This window comes from Haloarcula limicola, from assembly GCF_010119205.1.
Classification (GTDB): Archaea; Halobacteriota; Halobacteria; order Halobacteriales; family Haloarculaceae; genus Haloarcula; species Haloarcula limicola.
This window is the reverse complement of record NZ_WRXM01000005.1, coordinates 130,080-146,058: the sequence shown is the minus strand read 5'-3', so window position 1 is coordinate 146,058 and position 15,979 is coordinate 130,080. Positions and strand designations below refer to the sequence as shown.

Sequence of the window (15,979 nt, the reverse complement as noted above, 5' to 3'; positions counted from 1 at the left end):
GTCAAAGCGAAACTAGAGCGGCCCCCAGTTGTTTATTTACGTGGTGTAAGGTTCGAGTTATGCGCCGACGAGCCCTCCTCGCTGCCGTCGCTGGTAGTGTCACACTTGCTGGCTGTCTCAGGGAGACGGACACAACTACCGACCCGTTGACAACCCCCGGCGGTGTTGATCAGGCGCCCACCTCCTCACCAGCGAAGCCCCAGAACACGCCGACTGCGATCCAGCAGACTGCCGACGGTGTCACGGCGACCTTTCGGGTTGTTGATAGTCACGCCCCGACTGAGGAGGATGTCAATGCGACCTTCGATGGGCAGCACGTGACCGTGACTGGGAGCATGGATCCTGCTCACTGCAACGAACCAACACTGGAGTCCGTCGGCTACACTGTCGATGCTGGACGCCTCACCCTCGTCGTCGGTGAGTATTCTCCCTATGACGAGACGGCGACCGTCGAGTGTGGGAACGCGAGCTACGATTTCCGGTGTGTCGTGACGGTGGCCGAGGGACAGCCACGCGTCGTCGAGGTGGCCTACGAGACTCCAGGGAGCGACGACCGAGTTTTCACTGTCGACCGGGAGTGAAACGGCGGTATCGAGTCGGCGTTGGTGGTGAGTGAGGACAGTATTTTGTGTTTGTGTACACAAACACAAAGTATGGGGACGAAAACCATCGGCGTTCGAGACGACGTGTATGAGCGCCTGAAAGCCAGAAAGCGCGAGGGTGAGAGTTTCACGGACCTGATGGACAGGCTGTTAGACGAATCGCCGGGCGACTGGCGCGACGGGTTTGGGGGACTAGAATCAGACGCGGCAGCGGCTCTCGAACGCATCGCCGCCGAGTCTCGCACGCAGACGAGTAGCGGCCTCGCAACACGCCAGCAAGACGCACTCGAAGAACTCGCTGATGCGATGGAGACGGAGTCAGAGTCTACGTGCGGGGACCAGGACCGGGACGAATGAAACTCCTCGATACGACCTTTCTCATTCACTATTGGGCCGGCCGGATGTCGATCGAGGAATATCTGGCGGCCCACGACGACCACGAGTTCGTGACGACGACATTGAATATGAAGGAACTCGCGGTTGGGCGGGCGATACAGGGGAAGCTCAGCCCGACTGAACTGCGCGCAAAGTTCGAGTGGACGACCATCATCCCCTTCGAGTTCGATCACGCCGTCGTCGCCGGAGAGCTAGAGGCGGGCTTACGCCAAGACGACGAGTTGAAGCAAGACACAATCAATGCCCTTACCGGCGATCTTCTGATCGCAGCCGTCGCGAAAGAACTCGGAGCGACTGTCGTGACACAGAATACGGCTGATTTCGAGGCGTTCGACGGCGTGCCTGTCGAATCGTATTGAGATGCTCGGTACTGGTCGCTGTCACCAGCCGACGGCAATGGCTGCCTCGGGCATCGGCAGAGCTAGCGTTGTCTGTCGACGAGAGAGATGCACTTCAGTACGTGTGGGTCACTCCACTATCACCGAAGCGAAGGGGTGGGGAAAAGTGCGTGTGACACTATGTGATTCCCCTTCACCACCACTATTGTTCTAAGTACCCGTAGTTATTATCTGCATAGTGGTTCTGAATTCGTTGGTACTGAGGTGGTCTGAAGCTAAGGTATGCTGCTGGGGTTGATGTTCGTCATACCCATTGTGAACCACAATTTGAGACTGGTCGCTCCGTTCGTTTATGATTGCACACTCCACTCTTGCAGCTACTGAGCTAGTCTTGGTTCCGACAGCTAGCACACAGCAGTGCCGGTGGCAGGGTCACTGCGTCCAATGGCGGTCGCAGAAACGGGATCTGGAAGCCCTGTACACTAACAGTTGTACTGGTTGCGAAAAAGAGGTACTGCACTTTTCTGCTGTGGCGAGGACTGTCGAGAAACGTGGCCAGGGGACAAGATTCATGCTGTCTTGCGACTCGTGATGAAACGAATGCGTGTCTTCTCCTCTAGAGCTGCTCTCTGGCGCGGAGTAGTGGGACTCGTCTTTTTGACTATTGCATTCGTGGCTGCATATCTTGGTGCTCGTCAGTACGCACCGTTTATTTTCGACGCTCAGGCACTCCGTGAGTGGATTAGTCAATTTGGTGTTTTCGCGCCACTCGTCTTCGTCCTTCTCCAAGCCCTCCAGGTCATCGTCGCTCCGATACCTGGACAAATCCTCGCACTCGTCGCTGGATACCTGTTTGGCCCGGTTGCGGGAACCGTATACAGTCTTGCCGGTGTGTTGCTGGGAAGTGCAGTCGCGTTCAGCCTCGCCAAGCGGTTTGGGCGACCGCTGGTCGAACGTCTGCTCCACGAAGATGTGATGACCCGCTTCGATGGGTTCGTCGATCGAGTTGGCATCCCAGGACTACTAGCATTCGTGCTCATTCCTGGGCTCCCGGACGACGCGATTTGTTTTCTGAGTGGCCTTACGACGTGGCGACTCCGGACGTTTCTCGCCGTTATTATCGTCGGTCGTTTCCCGGCGTACGTTATCACCGTCTACGCTGGCGGGGAGTTAGCCAATGGGCAGGTCACCTCGGCACTGGTGCTTATCAGCGCTGTCATCCTTTTTTCTGTGATCGGGTACCAGAAGCAGGATGCAATTCGAGAACTGATTCAGCAGATGAGGTCCTAAGTTCACTTTCGAGTGCATCAGGAATCCTCGTCGGATGATGGCCGTACCTACATCTCGACGCCGTCTGCGGCGGCCACTGGAACAACCTCGATGAGTTGTGAAATGTCTTCCGGGAGGCTCTGCTCGCCTGCTGGTGTCTCGACGGTGATCATCCCGAATGGCGCGACATCAACTATTGTGAGCTCGACCTCCGGTCGAACGCCGGCATCTGCGAGGTAACGCAATTCCGCGTCACCTTGGTGGCGGATTCGCCGGACAGTTACACGCTTGCCCTCGTTAGCGTCGGCAAGACGAATGGTGTCGCTCTCCGTGGGAACGGATAGGTTGGCGTCGGGAATCGGATCGCCGTGCGGGTCAACTGGGGGGTTACCTAGGGCCTCGGCAATGCGGTTGGTCAACTCCTCGGAGACGTGGTGTTCGAGTCTGTCGGCCTCGTCATGGACGTCAGCCCAGTCATAATCGAGTTGGTCGGTCAAGAACGCTTCGAGAAGACGATGGTGCCGGAGGATCTCGAGAGCGACGAGTTTGCCCTCTTCCGTGAGCCGTACACCTTTGTACTCCTCACGGTCGGCCAGGCCGCGTTCTTCGAGCTTTTTCAGCATGGAGGTGACGGTCGGTGCGGTGACCTCGAGATGGTCGGCAAGCGCGGAGGTCGACACTCGCCCATCGCTATCCCTCTCGATGGTATAAATCGCCTTGATGTAGTCCTCCATGACCGCGCTCAGCATTCCTGTCGATCTATTCGGCTGCCCACCCTTGTCATTTCGGGTGTGACCGTCTGATGGGTCGCCCCCACTAGCTATGCCCATCAGTCATCCCCCATTCCGGTGCCCATCTCAGTATTATTGCCCTCGATGCTACCCATATCAGGTGTGTCCTGTTCACGACGAGCGGACTGAACCTTCCCCAGCGCGACGGCACAGATGTAGATGCCCACGGCGACGAGGACGATGACGCCACCGGCCGTGACGCCGCCGTAGTAGGCGACGGCGATCCCCAGTAACACTGCGAGTTCCGCGAGGACGACCGAGACAACAAGCGATTCGGAGAAACTTCGGGACACCTGGGTTGCGCCAGCGACTGGAACCACGAGCATCGCCGCGACGAGGATGACCCCCATGATCTGCATTGCGCCGACGACGACCATCGCCGTCAGCATGACCATCACTCGATTGTACCAGTTGACAGAGATGCCAGAAACTGCGGCCGCGGTCTCGTCGAAGGTGACGTACAGGAGTTGGTTGCGCGTCACGGCTACTGTCCCGACGATGACGGCGAACAGCACCAGGAGGATTGCTGCGCTTTGCGGTGACACCGTCGAGAGGTTGCCAAAGAGGAATTGGTTGACGCCGACGGCGAGGCCCCCTGCGTTAAGGCTGATAAGCGTCGTCCCCAACGCGAAGCCTGTCGATAAGACGATCGCCATCGAGACATCGTTATAGGCATCCGTGGCCTCAGAAATGAGCTCGATGAATAGCGCGGCAATCATCGCCACAACGACGGCGGTGAGGTAGGGCGAGACCCCCAGGTCGATGACGGCGTTCAGGAATAGTCCAATGGCGACTCCGGCAAATCCGGTGTGGGCCAGCGCATCGCCGATGAGTGCAAGTTGTCGGTGGACGAGAAACGTCCCGATAAGCGGCGCCATCACGCCGACGCAGAGTCCGACGAGCAGCGCCCGGTGCATAAACCGGTAGCGCGGGTTCAGCATCTCGAGACCCGTGAAATAGTACACCCAGTCCATCAACCAGTACCACTGCTCCAAGAACCACAGAAGGACACCGAAGATCAGGTCGCCGATGGCGCCGAGTCCGCCCTGCAGCGGGACGACTAGCGATAGGTCCACACCCACGGCGAGGACACTTGGCAGAAGAGTGGCTGGGACGCCCACGCTCATCTGTTTGCCCCCGTGAGAAACCCTGCCTCGGTCCCAAACGCCCGAGCCAGCGCGTCGCTGTCGACGAATTCGCCGGTCGGGCCGTCGAAGTAGACCTCGCGATTCAGGCAGACAGCGCGGTCGGCGTGCTCGACAATCGCTCCGAGATCGTGCTCGATAAGGAGGACAGTGATACCCTCCGCGTTGAGCGTCGCCAGTAACTCGTAGAAGGCGTCGACCGACTCGGCGTCGACGCCGACAGTCGGCTCATCAAGTACGAGCAGCTCGGCCTCGCTTGCCAGTGCCCGTGCGATGAATGCGCGCTGGCGTTGGCCACCCGACAGCTGTGTGACGCGCCGGTCAGCGAATGCACTCATCCCGACGGTCGTGAGCGCGTCGTCGACGATGGTCCAGTCCTCACTCGACAGGCGTCCAAACCCGATGTGTGGGAACCGACCCATCTTCACTACCTCGCGGACAGTGATCGGCATTTCCTTCGCGGCGTTAGCCTGCTGGGCGACGTAGCCGATTCGCTCCCCGTCGTCGAACCGGTTAGCATGTTCGCCGAACAGATGTGCCGTCCCAGTGTCTGGCTCGAGCAGTCCCAACATCAGCTGCATTAGCGTCGACTTCCCGGAGCCGTTTGGCCCCACAATGGCAACGTACTCACCCGGGTAGATTTCTAGTGAGATATCTTCGACCACGGGCGTCGCTGTATAGCCGAAGGTAACGTCCGTGAGGTCGACAACTGGATTGCTCGACGGTGTATCCGTATCCGTCTCGGTAGTCGCCCGCTCGTCTGTATCAGCTGCCGTTACGGAATCGGTATCCTGTGTACTCATATTGGTTCGAAGTTTCGCCACTGCTCGATCCACCCCTCCCGCGGAGTGGCGTCCGCAGGTGTCTTGTTCCCGAGGACGATCTCAAACGTGGGCATGTTGATGTTGTACGCTATCTCCTCGTAGCCCCAGTTCTCCTCGACCCACTCCTCGCGGACGCCGGCGTATGGTGTCACGGGGAAGTACGCCTCGACATTCGTCTCGCGGACGAGCTGCTGGGCCGGGCGCTGGGACTCAAAGATACCGTTGGCGATATACCGAATATCGTTCTCGCGGATGACCGTCGCCGCCTCCTGAATGTCGGCGGGCTTGACGTCGCCGCTCGCCGCGAGGTTCGTCACTAACGGTCGCATCCGTACGCCGTAGCGCACGCCAATGTATTGGAACGCGTTGTGCGCGGCCAGCTGGACGATGTCGCGTTGAGCTCGGTCGAAGATTGCCTGATAGTCCGCGTCTATGCTGGCAAGAACCTCGGACTTGTACGTCTCGGCATTTTCACGAAAGGTCTCAGCATGCTCCGGAACGATCTCAGCGAACCCGGTCGCGATGTTGTCGACAGACGCCTTTGCGCGCCGAGGATCCAGCCAAAAGTGTGGATCCTGGCCGCGCTGAGCGCCGACACCTTCCTCCTCGCGGTCAAGGGACGTGGCTAAGTCTACCAGCTCGATGCCTTGCCGGGCGTTAATTAGGGCTGTGTCCACGTCGTCACCCTTGATTGTCCGGATGGCGCGGTCGGCCCAGGGCTGGAAGTCCTCCCCGACGTGGATGAACGCGTCCGCCTCAATGATGCGCTGTGTGATACTGGCATTGGGCTCCCAACCGTGGCCGTGCAACCCCGTTGGCACGAGATTTTCCACCGTCAGTGGGGTTCCATCAGCGATCTGCCGGCCGAAGTCGAAGAAACTGAAGAACGAGGCCACGACGACCGGATCGTCGCTTCCCTCGTCACTATCACTTCCAGCCTGTATCGGTGCGCTCGGCAGCGCCGTGCACCCAGCCAACCCCCCCAGCACCGCTGCACCGCCAGCGCGTAGCGCGTCTCGTCGCGTCATCGTTCGTTTGGGCTCTCTCTCGTATGGCATTATATCTAAACTCTCAATTAGACTCGTCTAATCTATGGTTTTCTCTACCCTCATGTATAGGTTTCGGTCGTAGCAATAGCGCCGGGCAGGATGGACGCGACTGTTCGGCCGGATCTGTGGGTCGTGTCCCGTGCATCTCTTGTATCTGTATACCTGATACAGATACGCTATTCAGGTGCGGCTCGTAACTGCCAAAGTGTGAGCTGAGAGTTCGAGGGCGGAGCTCGTTAGAAGATACTATTCCTTTCGTCGCCCACGCAGACACCGCGCGTAGTCAGCACCAACGCAAACGCTCCGTGAACGGACTCACAGCTACCGATGACAGTGCGAATCGATTGCCCTGAAAGCGGTCAAGAATCGAAGCTAGGGTGACTCAGGAAAATCTGCGGACTCGTAGAGGGGGAACATCACCTGATACCGTGCGATGTCGATGTCCCGTACCTTGTATGCTTCTCTCAGGCTAGCATGAATGTCTGACTCGAATAGCGCATCTGCAGACGCCGCGGACTCGAAAACGTAGATCCCACCGACCCGTCCATTCTTCTCATCGCGGAGATAGAACTTCTGGAGCAACCCATCCATCGCACGATACCGCTCGGCGCGTTCTCGGAACAGCGAGTCGATCTCGTCAACCGCCAACGCTGATTCGTACGTGATGAATACGATTTCCATGGGAATCTTCTCTTAAGAAAGTGTCTCCGAGACGGTCACGACTGGACTGGGACGTCACTCGGCGGTGAGACGATTCCGAGTTGGGCCAGCATGCCAAGCGTATCCGGCTGCACCCATCGTTCGACGATCTTCCCGTCGTCGATGCGCGTAAAGACCATGTTCTGGACCTCGAAGCAGAGTCGGCGCTACCAGCTAGTATCTACTTGGGAATTGCAATCGTCTGTCTGTTCACCGGTGTCTTCGTGACGCTCTGTGCACCATACATGGCTTGGATCAGCGGGATTCTGTGGCCGCGGTTGCCTAACAGTCCGTTCGAGAGAGAGAGAGAGAGAGTGAGTAACCAAGTCTCAAGGGATTGCTCCGTTAAACGTACACAAACCAGGTCTACGCCAATATTAATCGCTGTAGAGGCTATTTTGATGCGATACAATAGTGAACAGAGACCCAGTAGTTATACCTCTTGTACTATTTTTAGATGTGTGCTTCGTCGTGATCTACTCCAGACTAGTGCCGCAATTGGCATCACTGGCATTGCGGGCTGTATCGGCCAGAGTAACACCTCTGACTTTACCGAAGGATTCGAAGACGGTCTCAGTGAGTGGGATACTCGTGCGACAATCGGTCCGGAAGTAGACCTCGCGGATTTCGAGTGGGAGGTAGACATCTCCGGGGCAGAATCGGCCGAGGGCAACCGCTCGCTTCGAGTATGGAACGAGGGCGATTACGACGACGGCGTGACTTGGGGAGCCCATCCGATCGCTGTTGAACCCGGACAGGCATACCAGATCAAGGCGACAGGGCAATTCTGGAGCGAGTCGGAATCGTTCAACACGATCCGTCATGCAGTAATGCGACTCGGTCCGGAACCCGCGGAAGTCGAAGAAGACTTCCCACAACTTGGCGTGAATTCAACCGAATTCGGAGAAACACCGTTTGGCGGGCTTCGAGAACCGCTCTGGTTGTCGGATGGCTGGCGAGAATACAGTTTTGAGTGGACAACTCCGGAACTATCGACTGACACACTATATTTTGCTGTCGGAACCGCCGTTATCTGGGAAGCCGACGCGACCCACTATATCGACGACCTGTCAGTCACCATCGAACCACGATGAGGCACTCGTGAATCGAATCAATGACGAGTGGAAACGAGAAAGCATCTACCGATGCGGCGCCCTGAAGGCGCTTCCGGATAAGATTCCTGTTTCCCAAGTGTGAAATCCACAGCATACCGGGGGCCACTCTGCCAATCAACTGTTCAATGCATCCGTAACTTATTTGCCCCCCTTCGAGGCAAAGACACCAGAAGAGAACGGCGGTCCGTTACACAAAAGCAAGGAGAAAGCTCACGACTTCAGTCGTTGGTGGCTGTCAAGAATATTAGTCGCACGAAGCGATTCGACATCGTAACGGACGACTGTTCTTGTTTGTACCACCCGCTCCATCGCTAAGCACGGGACTTCTGGCTTGCATCGTCTCGCGGATGAACGTCGCTTCGCGGATGTCAATACACTCCAACACTCACCATCTCCTGTTTGAAATCACAGCTATTCGGTTTGAAGCTTGCTGCTTTGGAGAGTAGCCCTGACAGGCAGTTCTGCTGAGGTAAGGATGATTTCCTCCCCATCTGTTGTTCTATACCCGACAAATACCTCGGCAATCTCATCGGATTCTTGAATGTTGAGCGAGAAATCGGTTGGAGAGGTCTGATCTTCCATCAACCACAGGCACAGGGCCCACTTTGTTTGTTAACCATTCTTTTATTGCTTATAGGATAGTACTGATTGGTTATCAACTATATGTGAGCAGGGTTATAGGACAGCTAATAATACGGACTGACGTAGCAAGAATGAGCGCACAGAACCCATTACGGGACCAGACTACTGGGATTAAACTCAAGGAGCTCGACGATGGGCGGTACGCAGTAGATCTGGAACGCTATTCGGACCAGCCACTCAGTACACTAATTATTTGTTCCGTCGCGGCTGCCGTTGGTAAGGACCCGGTCACTCTCACTCCGCTTCGTAATACCATCAATCCCGAAGCACTTGAGGCGGTTGCTGAGTCAGCCACTGATGGCATTCTTTCGTTTAATTACAGTGGCTGCCGGGTCTCGGTCAAGTGTGGCAGCAATATCTACATTCAGCCCGAATCTGATGCTACCACTACCTAACCGCTCGGAAAGACATCGATTCGCTTGCAGAAGCCCACGAAGTATGGGAGCTACTTGGGGAGGAATATGAACTCCTCGAACCGCCGGTGTAGCGTATTAATTTTGCCTCTCTAAGGATACAATAACTACCAGAGGCACCACATTAGTCGTTAGCGGCAACCTGTTTGTCCCACTCGATACGTGCGGCTTCGTTCAGGACTGTCTCAAGGCCATCTTTGTCGACGAGCTCGACGGTTCCCCGATCCTGGGAACGCGAGTCGCTAATAGAGTCGTATTCTCACTCCCTGTAACGGTGACTGGACGGAGAGCGTCGAGGCAGTGGGCCCGTCCGGGGACTGGTTCACGGCACCGATCTCACGACACGCCACTCCCGTCGGTTCGCTCAGTGGCGAACTCTAATCAGCGCTTGGCGACGCTAATCGCCCGATACGTGTTCTAGCGGTTCGAGCGCTCGACGAACCTCGTCTTGACTTTGGCTTGGCGACAGTTCGCGAAGAAAGAGGTGAGTCATTCAACCCAAACCGTTTTCGGATTGGTGAACTCTCGAATACCGTGATCGGAGAGTTCCGACCCGTATCCCGACTGCTCGATACCGCCAAAAGGGAGTCGCGGATCGGACTGTACAATCTGATTAACGAAGACATTCCCAGATTCGATTTTGGAGACGAGATTTTCACCGCGGTCGGTATCTCCGGTCCAGACGCTCGCCCCAAGACCGTACTGAGAGTCGTTCGCGACGCTGACCGCCGTCTCCTCGTCGGAGACGGAGGTGACAGTTGCGACCGGTCCGAAAAGCTCTTCCTCAGCAGCTGGACACCCATCTGGAACAGCAGTCAATACTGTTGGCGGATAGAAGTATCCTGTTCGGGAGAGCGGTTCGCCACCCGTAACGATAGTAGCACCGGCATCAACGGAAGCTTGGACTTGCTCATCAAGTTGTTCGAGTAGGTCGGCTCTGGCTAAGGGGCCGATGTCCGTCGCTTCGTCGGCAGGATCGCCGACGGTAAGCGATTTCATCTCCCGCGTGAACGCGCTGAGAAACTCGTCGGCAATTCCATCGTGGACGACGATTCGTTTAGCGGAGATGCACGACTGTCCAGCGTTCAGTGTGCGGGCCGACGCAGCACGCTCGGCGACCGTTTCGATCGGCGCATCGTCGAGGACAATGAACGGGTCGCTTCCGCCGAGTTCGAGGACGGTCTTTTTGAGGGCCTCGCCACTTTCGGCGGCCACCGCCCGCCCGGCGCGAGTGCTTCCGGTGAGCGTAACCGCCGCAATCCGGTCGTCTCTGATAACGTTCGCGACTCGGTCATCGGGAATCTGTAGCCGCCACTGACTATCGACCGCGCAGCGGCCGATGACATCGTCGACCGGCTACACGCGACGTTCGAGCGAGTCGAGGCGACGCTGTCGAACTGAGCGGCACCTCCGGTTAGTGAATCGAGCGCGCCTCGTCGTCCCAATATCGCTCCCTGATTTTGCTTCGGTCGATCTTACCGAGATTAGTCGTCGGGAGCGACTCGATGATCTCATAGGACTTCGGTTTCTTGTACGGCGCCAACCGCTCGTCGGCCACTGTCTCGACACTCTCGCGGTCGATCGTCGTTTCCGCTGGCACCAGCACGGCATGGACGGCCTCGCCCCACTCCTCGTCTGGAACACCGACGACGATAGCCTCTGCGACGTCTGGATGCTCCCGCAGGACCTGTTCGACGGACCGGCCGTAGACGTTCATGCCGCCGGTGACGATGACGTCACTACTCCGATCGACTAATGTGAGGTAGCCCGCGTCGTCGAGTCTGCCAATATCACCGGTATACACCCAGCCATCGCGACGGGTCTCGGCTGTCGTCTCAGGCCGACCAAAGTACTCCTCGAACGCGTACGGCGCGGCGACGGCAATCTCTCCAGTTTCGCCGGGCGGGAGCGGGTCATCCGTGTCCGCGTCGCGGACCTCGACAGTCGCTCGGAGGCAAGGCGTCCCGGCGGACTGCAGACGGGCGAGGTCGCCTGCCTCAGCAGCCTGGGCATGTTCTGCCGGCGGAAACGTCGTGATGAGGTTCGGGACTTCTGTCTGTCCGTAGAACTGGTGAAAGACAGGCCCAATTCGCTCGATACCCTCTTTGAGCCGGTCGGTCCGCATTGGCGCGGCACCGTAGATAATTCGGGTGAGCGATGAGTGGTTGACGGCCGCGAGGCTATCTGCGTCGAGCAAGCGATAGATCATCGTCGGGACGAGAAATGTCCACGTCACGCCGGCGTGCTCGATAATCTCGGCCGCTTCGTCCGGATCGAACTGGTCCCGGATCAGCACTTTGCCACCCCCGAGAAGCGCCGCCAGACAGAACGTTCCGGCCGAGTGCGACAGTGGTGTCGTCAACAGCCCGACATCGTCTCCCGCGAATCCGAACTCGAGCAGATGCGCCTGGAGATTCTCCACGAGGCATCGATGGGTGTATAGAACCCCCTTCGGTTCGCCCGTTGTCCCGCCGGTGTAGAAGTGGCCGGCGATGGCTTCCGGGGAGGGAGAGGGACGATCGAACTCGCCGTCGTGACTGTCAAGGAGGGTTTCGTATCGGTGGACATCGATGCCGTCCATTGAGATCGAGTCATCGCCGTCGGCACCGACAACAATCACCGTTGGAGCGAGTCGACCGCCGATGAGACGGCGTTGAGCGCTTCAAGTCGCGCCGCGTCACAGACGACCGTCTCCGCCTGGGAGTCAGAAAGGAGATACCGTAACTCGTCGACGCTGTGCTGTGGATTGAGCGGAAGACGGGTGCCGCCGGCCCGTAAGATACCGATGTCGACGACCGGCACGTTCGCCGCATTCTCGAGGAGAACGCCAACCCGATCTTCGAGCCCGATACCGAGCGACGCTAGTGCGCTGGCCATCCGCTCCGACCGCTCGTCAATGGTTCCGTATGTTAGTGATTGGGTCCCGTCTTGGAGCGCGGGGCGGTCGGCGTACTTCCGTAGAGCCTGATCGAACAGGCTGGGGAGCGTCTCCGGGTACGGCGAACTCATACAGACGCTGGGCCGGCCACTATGAAAAATGTTGTAGGAGAGTGCCCACTCGCACGATTCGGTTATCGCTACGCTCGTGATCTTGCCTTGAGCAGTCCTCAAACCCTTTCTGGAGACGGTCCGTCACACCCGTTGTGAGCCGGGAATCGGAACTGGTCGCTCCGTTCATGTGACGACCACTCACTCCACGCCTGCACAACTGGGGTCGCACCCAGTTGCTGCACTCTATGACAGCACGAACGGGCAAATTTGGGGACAAATTATTTTTGTGACCACGCCGAATCTGCGTCTATGTCCCACGAGGTGGAAGACGAAACGACGGTGAATGAGAGTTTCTCGGTTACCGTCCCGGCAGCGATCCGACGAGAGGCGGGTGTCGAAGCAGGCGACAAACTCCGGTGGCACGTCGACGAAGACGGGCAACTCTCAGTCACACTCGTGAAACAACAGTATGGTGCGTTCTCGGAGTTGGAGCCAGTCGATATCGGCGAACCAACTGACGCGGCCGACGATCACGATCTCATTGCGGGCGACTACTGATGGCCGTCGTCGTTGTCGATGCGAATATTCTCATCGCAGCACGTCTCACTCGCGACCAAAACCACGAGCGTGGAGCGGCGATCGCACAGGCTATCGACCAAGGCACACTCCCGACGGCGTACGTCCTCAGTGATGTACTCGAAGAGACACTCAACTACCTCCAGGCAAGAGCTGGACACGACATCGCGACTGAAACGCTCGATGCACTCATCGAGAGCAGTGGGTTCTCGCTGCAGCAGACGCCGAAGGTTGACTTCGACGCCGGCCGATCGTTATTTCGACGATACGAGTCACTCTCCCTGACCGATGCAATCATCGTCGCAGCGATGCAGCGAGAAGAGATCGACTATCTCTACAGCTTCGATGACGGATTCGATAGTGTCGCTGCGATCACTCGTCTCACGACGCCCGACAATCCGTTTGAAGAGTAACCGAAACCCGCTGTGGCGATCGTACGACGCTTGTCTATTCGTTGAGGGTCTCGATACGGCTTCTCGTTTGTGCCGAGATGTCTTGGATAGACATCTTCGGCTGGAAAGGATGTCACACCCGTTATGAACAGTAGATCGGGACTGGTCGCTCCATTCGTGTTACGAACACTCTTCACTTCTGAAAAAGAGTGGGTCGCTCCCGGCACCTGCAGCTACCAGACAAAAGGTGTTAGAGGCGGCCCTAACTTGGTCAACCAGTCGGAGCTGATTTTGGATTACCGCGTGTCGAACGAGTCAACCACATCGCTCGTCGAGTAGGTCTCCACGAGCGTCTGTTCGTCGAAATCAGCGTCATCGCTCCAGATGGCTGCATCGCTCGCGAGTGCACACGCGAGATAGAGCACATCGTCAGGATCGGTCTCACCGAGTTCTGCTTCTGCTCTCTCGATAACCGGATAAAAATCGTCGGCTGGAACGACCTCGATGTACTGGAACAAGAGATCGAGAAACTGCGTGACTCGCTCTGGTTCCATCCCGGATTTCTCGACGATCAGGTCTTCGTAGGTCTCGACTTCTTCGTGGACGAATGCAGGAGTCAACAGATCCGGATCCAGGGTAACGATTAGCGCTCGCGTTTTCGAATCCGCGATGAGCGCGGAGATATCGACGTTGGCATCGATGACCAGCTTCATTCGTCGAGTCTACACCGATTCCTCGTCGACACGCTGGCGTCCACGCTTGTTGATTTTATCGGCGATTTCCTGCACGTCATTCTCGGTGAGTTCGCTTTCCCCGGTGAGTTCGTCCATCACTTCGAGCGCTTCGATTTTCTCTTGGATGGCTTGTCGCGTGACTTCACTCCAGTTGATTTCCGGGTGGTTCTCCATTCGCGCTTTGAGGTCGTCGTCCACATTGACTGTAATACTGGGCATACAGTAATCTATGCTGGCACAGAATACTGTGTCTTTCGTTGCGCCTCACTGATTAGCTCTGGGTGCTTCTGCCTGAACGGTCGATTTATTTAGCCACCGTACGGGAGCCGGCAGATTGCATGATTCCTCTTTCACAGAATGGGAGCGCCTGTGACAGTGCCACGACCCACCGAGAGACGAACGAGACCCTCTCGCAGATGACCTTCTCGGCCTTCCACGGGTCGGAACCCTCTGCCAGCAACAGCAGCACTTAGCTGGTATTCTGATGCTGGGAAGCCGCACCGTTCACGGTGCGGAGGATGTCACATGCGGATTCAATATCATTGCTTTCAGTATTTTCGTCGTTTTCAAATCTAACGCTCTTCACGGTGGGCGACGTAGATTCACTCAACGATGTCTATCGATCGAGACACATTCGAGAACACGAGCGAGGATGAACTCGCGGACCTCTCCGTCCCCGATCAAGTCCTCGGATTTCTCGTTGCCAACGAAGATCGGGCGTTCAAGGCCCGTGAGATCGCCTCTCAGATCGATGTTGACGAGGGCGCGGTCAGCACCGCACTCTCGCGATTGAAGGATCGCGACCTCGTCGAACACAAAGCGATGTACTGGGCGATAACCGATGACACCGATCGACTCGACGGGTATAGTGGCTACGAGCGGGCGACGGCTCTATTCAACGAGCAGTTCGGTACGGAAGACAAAGAATCGTGGCGCGACCACGCCGCCAGCGAGCCACATCCGAGCGAGGAAACCGAATAGTGACCGAGGCGGAAGCGCCACCAATTTTCGAGCGAGGAGATGTCGTCTACGCGATGTGCGGTTTCAGGGGCGGGAGGAAGTCGATGAGATCGAGCGGCGACAGCCTCGGTGTCAGGGCGCTTCGAGCAACGAGCGAGCTCGCTGCACGTAGCTGTTCGCGCCCCAGCTACGGGCGTCGCTAATCTCATCGAGGAGCAGCCACGCATCGGCCGCTGATAGGTGGTCAGTTCGAACGAGAACTGAGAGCAGTGTCGGTGTCATCACGAGCCGGGTATCAGCGAGTGAGGCGTGAATCAAGCCAAGCTGATTGAATTCGTCACAGAGGAAGAGTGCAGCCTCACGTTCGTTCGCGAGTGTGACCGCCGCGTTTTCACCGTCATCGAGCGGAAACTCGGCATCAAGGTCGACCGACTGTGTCGTGAATGACTCCGCTTGGTCGAGTACGGCGGACGCGGCGTGCCCATGGACGTCATCGTAGGAGGCAATCTCCCGGAGTTCATCGATGACCACCGTTGGGACGACGACCTCGTACTTGGAGAGACAAAGTGTGAGTGGATCGGGGTCGTTGTCAGTAACGATCCCGAGACTCACGAGGGCGGAGGCGTCTGCGATAAGCCGCGACATCTATGCGTCAGCGACTTCGTCGATGAAGTCCTCGTCCAACTGCTGTTTCAACACTCGGAGGTTTGCCGCCTCTTCGGCGCCGACGAGCGCTTTGAGCTGCTCGAAGGTGATCTCATCGTCGTAATAGGCGGCAGCAATCTCCTGGGTGCGTGCGTCGTCGTGAGCGGCGTCTTGGAGGTACTCCCGAAGTGCGGTCACGAGGACGTCTGTTCGGTCTTCCCCAAGGACTGCGGCCAGTGCGTCGGCTCGGTCGATGAGTCGATTTGGGGCCCGAAACTGCACGCGCTTCTTATCGGTGCCCATGATGTGTCCATTGTAAGCCAACGCACGTAGCCGTTTTCGTGTGTACGATGTGAGTGTCACTCGGCCGAGCAGCACTCGTCCACACCTCAACAGGA

General features: G+C 57.5%; 21 protein-coding genes and 2 pseudogenes. 9 read left to right on the top strand and 14 right to left on the bottom strand.

Annotated elements, in window-relative coordinates:
• Nucleotides 1–59 precede the first annotated feature (59 nt).
• The 4 genes from GO488_RS18865 (at nucleotide 60) to GO488_RS18850 (ending at nucleotide 2,626) form a co-directional block, all read left to right on the top strand.
• Nucleotides 60–581, top strand: a complete 522-nt coding sequence (locus GO488_RS18865; protein WP_162319391.1) for a hypothetical protein — start codon at nucleotides 60–62, stop codon at nucleotides 579–581.
• 72 nt (nucleotides 582–653) lie between these two features.
• Nucleotides 654–959, top strand: a complete 306-nt coding sequence (locus GO488_RS18860; protein ID WP_162319390.1) for an antitoxin VapB family protein — start codon at nucleotides 654–656, stop codon at nucleotides 957–959.
• Nucleotides 956–1,357, top strand: a complete 402-nt coding sequence (locus tag GO488_RS18855) for a type II toxin-antitoxin system VapC family toxin (protein WP_162319389.1) — start codon at nucleotides 956–958, stop codon at nucleotides 1,355–1,357. The genes GO488_RS18860 and GO488_RS18855 overlap by 4 nt, the downstream gene beginning before the upstream one ends.
• 579 nt (nucleotides 1,358–1,936) lie before the next feature.
• On the top strand, nucleotides 1,937–2,626 hold the full coding sequence (locus GO488_RS18850; RefSeq protein ID WP_162319388.1) for a TVP38/TMEM64 family protein: 690 nt from the start codon (nucleotides 1,937–1,939) through the stop codon (nucleotides 2,624–2,626).
• A gap of 47 nt (nucleotides 2,627–2,673) precedes the next feature.
• On the opposite strand, the gene GO488_RS18845 is transcribed toward GO488_RS18850, so the two are convergent.
• From GO488_RS18845 to GO488_RS18820, 6 genes and pseudogenes are all read right to left on the bottom strand, one after another.
• Nucleotides 2,674–3,354, bottom strand: a complete 681-nt coding sequence (locus GO488_RS18845) for a metal-dependent transcriptional regulator (RefSeq protein WP_162319456.1) — start codon at nucleotides 3,352–3,354, stop codon at nucleotides 2,674–2,676.
• 80 nt (nucleotides 3,355–3,434) lie between these two features.
• A complete protein-coding gene (locus tag GO488_RS18840) occupies nucleotides 3,435–4,523 on the bottom strand; it encodes a metal ABC transporter permease (RefSeq protein WP_162319387.1) in 1,089 nt (362 codons plus the stop codon).
• On the bottom strand, nucleotides 4,520–5,344 hold the full coding sequence (locus GO488_RS18835; protein WP_162319386.1) for a metal ABC transporter ATP-binding protein: 825 nt from the start codon (nucleotides 5,342–5,344) through the stop codon (nucleotides 4,520–4,522). Before GO488_RS18835 ends, GO488_RS18840 begins: the two co-directional genes overlap by 4 nt.
• Nucleotides 5,341–6,393, bottom strand: a complete 1,053-nt coding sequence (locus GO488_RS18830) for a metal ABC transporter substrate-binding protein (RefSeq protein ID WP_162319385.1) — start codon at nucleotides 6,391–6,393, stop codon at nucleotides 5,341–5,343. Before GO488_RS18830 ends, GO488_RS18835 begins: the two co-directional genes overlap by 4 nt.
• Before the next feature lie 393 nt (nucleotides 6,394–6,786).
• Nucleotides 6,787–7,095: a YdhR family protein gene (locus GO488_RS18825; RefSeq protein ID WP_162319384.1), complete on the bottom strand. Its 309-nt coding sequence runs from the start codon at nucleotides 7,093–7,095 to the stop codon at nucleotides 6,787–6,789.
• Between the two features lie 35 nt (nucleotides 7,096–7,130).
• Nucleotides 7,131–7,265: pseudogene (locus tag GO488_RS18820) on the bottom strand (ester cyclase); the annotation flags it as partial.
• Between the two features lie 309 nt (nucleotides 7,266–7,574).
• On the opposite strand from GO488_RS18820, the gene GO488_RS18815 reads away from it, so the two are divergent.
• Nucleotides 7,575–8,207 carry a hypothetical protein gene (locus GO488_RS18815; protein WP_162319382.1) on the top strand — a complete coding sequence of 211 codons (633 nt, stop codon included), beginning with the start codon at nucleotides 7,575–7,577 and terminating at the stop codon, nucleotides 8,205–8,207.
• A 432-nt stretch (nucleotides 8,208–8,639) separates the two neighbouring features.
• On the opposite strand, the gene GO488_RS18810 is transcribed toward GO488_RS18815, so the two are convergent.
• Nucleotides 8,640–8,810 carry a hypothetical protein gene (locus GO488_RS18810; RefSeq protein WP_162319381.1) on the bottom strand — a complete coding sequence of 57 codons (171 nt, stop codon included), beginning with the start codon at nucleotides 8,808–8,810 and terminating at the stop codon, nucleotides 8,640–8,642.
• A 131-nt stretch (nucleotides 8,811–8,941) separates the two neighbouring features.
• On the opposite strand from GO488_RS18810, the gene GO488_RS20275 reads away from it, so the two are divergent.
• Entirely contained in the window at nucleotides 8,942–9,265 is a 324-nt protein-coding gene (locus GO488_RS20275) for a HalOD1 output domain-containing protein (protein ID WP_162319380.1), read from the top strand.
• Between the two features lie 507 nt (nucleotides 9,266–9,772).
• Here GO488_RS20275 and GO488_RS18800 read toward each other — a convergent pair.
• The 3 genes and pseudogenes from GO488_RS18800 to GO488_RS20125 all read right to left on the bottom strand — a co-directional run.
• A pseudogene (locus GO488_RS18800) lies at nucleotides 9,773–10,591 on the bottom strand (aldehyde dehydrogenase family protein); the annotation flags it as partial.
• A gap of 106 nt (nucleotides 10,592–10,697) precedes the next feature.
• Nucleotides 10,698–11,864 (bottom strand): AMP-binding protein, encoded by a 1,167-nt coding sequence (locus tag GO488_RS20130; protein ID WP_162319379.1) that lies wholly within the window; start codon nucleotides 11,862–11,864, stop codon nucleotides 10,698–10,700.
• A 35-nt stretch (nucleotides 11,865–11,899) separates the two neighbouring features.
• Nucleotides 11,900–12,292, bottom strand: coding sequence for an AMP-binding protein (locus GO488_RS20125; RefSeq protein ID WP_162319378.1), 393 nt, complete (start codon nucleotides 12,290–12,292; stop codon nucleotides 11,900–11,902).
• Between the two features lie 291 nt (nucleotides 12,293–12,583).
• Here GO488_RS20125 and GO488_RS18785 point away from each other — a divergent pair, with 291 nt between their 5' ends.
• Nucleotides 12,584–12,832 (top strand): AbrB/MazE/SpoVT family DNA-binding domain-containing protein, encoded by a 249-nt coding sequence (locus GO488_RS18785; RefSeq protein WP_162319377.1) that lies wholly within the window; start codon nucleotides 12,584–12,586, stop codon nucleotides 12,830–12,832.
• The gene (locus tag GO488_RS18780; protein WP_162319376.1) at nucleotides 12,832–13,263 is read left to right on the top strand and encodes a type II toxin-antitoxin system VapC family toxin; all 432 of its coding nucleotides are present in this window, start codon (nucleotides 12,832–12,834) and stop codon (nucleotides 13,261–13,263) included. Before GO488_RS18785 ends, GO488_RS18780 begins: the two co-directional genes overlap by 1 nt.
• A gap of 275 nt (nucleotides 13,264–13,538) precedes the next feature.
• Here GO488_RS18780 and GO488_RS18775 read toward each other — a convergent pair whose 3' ends face one another.
• Together GO488_RS18775 and GO488_RS18770 are read right to left on the bottom strand one after the other, a co-directional pair.
• On the bottom strand, nucleotides 13,539–13,955 hold the full coding sequence (locus tag GO488_RS18775; protein ID WP_162319375.1) for a PIN domain-containing protein: 417 nt from the start codon (nucleotides 13,953–13,955) through the stop codon (nucleotides 13,539–13,541).
• A gap of 9 nt (nucleotides 13,956–13,964) precedes the next feature.
• Nucleotides 13,965–14,195, bottom strand: a complete 231-nt coding sequence (locus GO488_RS18770; protein WP_162319374.1) for a hypothetical protein — start codon at nucleotides 14,193–14,195, stop codon at nucleotides 13,965–13,967.
• 393 nt (nucleotides 14,196–14,588) lie between these two features.
• Between GO488_RS18770 and GO488_RS18765 the strand changes: the two genes are divergently transcribed.
• Nucleotides 14,589–14,957, top strand: coding sequence for a MarR family transcriptional regulator (locus tag GO488_RS18765; protein ID WP_162319373.1), 369 nt, complete (start codon nucleotides 14,589–14,591; stop codon nucleotides 14,955–14,957).
• Between the two features lie 111 nt (nucleotides 14,958–15,068).
• Here the strand turns inward: GO488_RS18765 and GO488_RS18760 are convergent, their stop codons facing one another.
• Nucleotides 15,069–15,581, bottom strand: a complete 513-nt coding sequence (locus GO488_RS18760) for a PIN domain-containing protein (protein WP_162319372.1) — start codon at nucleotides 15,579–15,581, stop codon at nucleotides 15,069–15,071.
• On the bottom strand, nucleotides 15,582–15,884 hold the full coding sequence (locus GO488_RS18755; protein WP_162319371.1) for a hypothetical protein: 303 nt from the start codon (nucleotides 15,882–15,884) through the stop codon (nucleotides 15,582–15,584).
• Nucleotides 15,885–15,979 lie beyond the last annotated feature (95 nt).

Bases quoted from the DNA above. Each gene is read 5' to 3' on its own strand.
- GO488_RS20275 (WP_162319380.1), top strand. From the start codon at position 8,942: ATGAGCGCACAGAACCCATTACGGGACCAGACTACTGGGATTAAACTC.
- GO488_RS18760 (WP_162319372.1), bottom strand. From the start codon at position 15,581: ATGTCGCGGCTTATCGCAGACGCCTCCGCCCTCGTGAGTCTCGGGATC.
- GO488_RS18840 (WP_162319387.1), bottom strand. From the start codon at position 4,523: ATGAGCGTGGGCGTCCCAGCCACTCTTCTGCCAAGTGTCCTCGCCGTG.
- GO488_RS18825 (WP_162319384.1), bottom strand. From the start codon at position 7,095: ATGGAAATCGTATTCATCACGTACGAATCAGCGTTGGCGGTTGACGAG.
- GO488_RS18755 (WP_162319371.1), bottom strand. From the start codon at position 15,884: ATGGGCACCGATAAGAAGCGCGTGCAGTTTCGGGCCCCAAATCGACTC.
- GO488_RS18830 (WP_162319385.1), bottom strand. From the start codon at position 6,393: ATGACGCGACGAGACGCGCTACGCGCTGGCGGTGCAGCGGTGCTGGGG.
- GO488_RS18810 (WP_162319381.1), bottom strand. From the start codon at position 8,810: ATGGAAGATCAGACCTCTCCAACCGATTTCTCGCTCAACATTCAAGAA.
- GO488_RS18865 (WP_162319391.1), top strand. From the start codon at position 60: ATGCGCCGACGAGCCCTCCTCGCTGCCGTCGCTGGTAGTGTCACACTT.
- GO488_RS18770 (WP_162319374.1), bottom strand. From the start codon at position 14,195: ATGCCCAGTATTACAGTCAATGTGGACGACGACCTCAAAGCGCGAATG.
- GO488_RS18850 (WP_162319388.1), top strand. From the start codon at position 1,937: ATGCGTGTCTTCTCCTCTAGAGCTGCTCTCTGGCGCGGAGTAGTGGGA.
- GO488_RS18785 (WP_162319377.1), top strand. From the start codon at position 12,584: ATGTCCCACGAGGTGGAAGACGAAACGACGGTGAATGAGAGTTTCTCG.
- GO488_RS18765 (WP_162319373.1), top strand. From the start codon at position 14,589: ATGTCTATCGATCGAGACACATTCGAGAACACGAGCGAGGATGAACTC.
- GO488_RS18855 (WP_162319389.1), top strand. From the start codon at position 956: ATGAAACTCCTCGATACGACCTTTCTCATTCACTATTGGGCCGGCCGG.
- GO488_RS20125 (WP_162319378.1), bottom strand. From the start codon at position 12,292: ATGAGTTCGCCGTACCCGGAGACGCTCCCCAGCCTGTTCGATCAGGCT.
- GO488_RS18775 (WP_162319375.1), bottom strand. From the start codon at position 13,955: ATGAAGCTGGTCATCGATGCCAACGTCGATATCTCCGCGCTCATCGCG.
- GO488_RS18860 (WP_162319390.1), top strand. From the start codon at position 654: ATGGGGACGAAAACCATCGGCGTTCGAGACGACGTGTATGAGCGCCTG.
- GO488_RS20130 (WP_162319379.1), bottom strand. From the start codon at position 11,864: ATGGACGGCATCGATGTCCACCGATACGAAACCCTCCTTGACAGTCAC.
- GO488_RS18845 (WP_162319456.1), bottom strand. From the start codon at position 3,354: ATGCTGAGCGCGGTCATGGAGGACTACATCAAGGCGATTTATACCATC.
- GO488_RS18835 (WP_162319386.1), bottom strand. From the start codon at position 5,344: ATGAGTACACAGGATACCGATTCCGTAACGGCAGCTGATACAGACGAG.
- GO488_RS18780 (WP_162319376.1), top strand. From the start codon at position 12,832: ATGGCCGTCGTCGTTGTCGATGCGAATATTCTCATCGCAGCACGTCTC.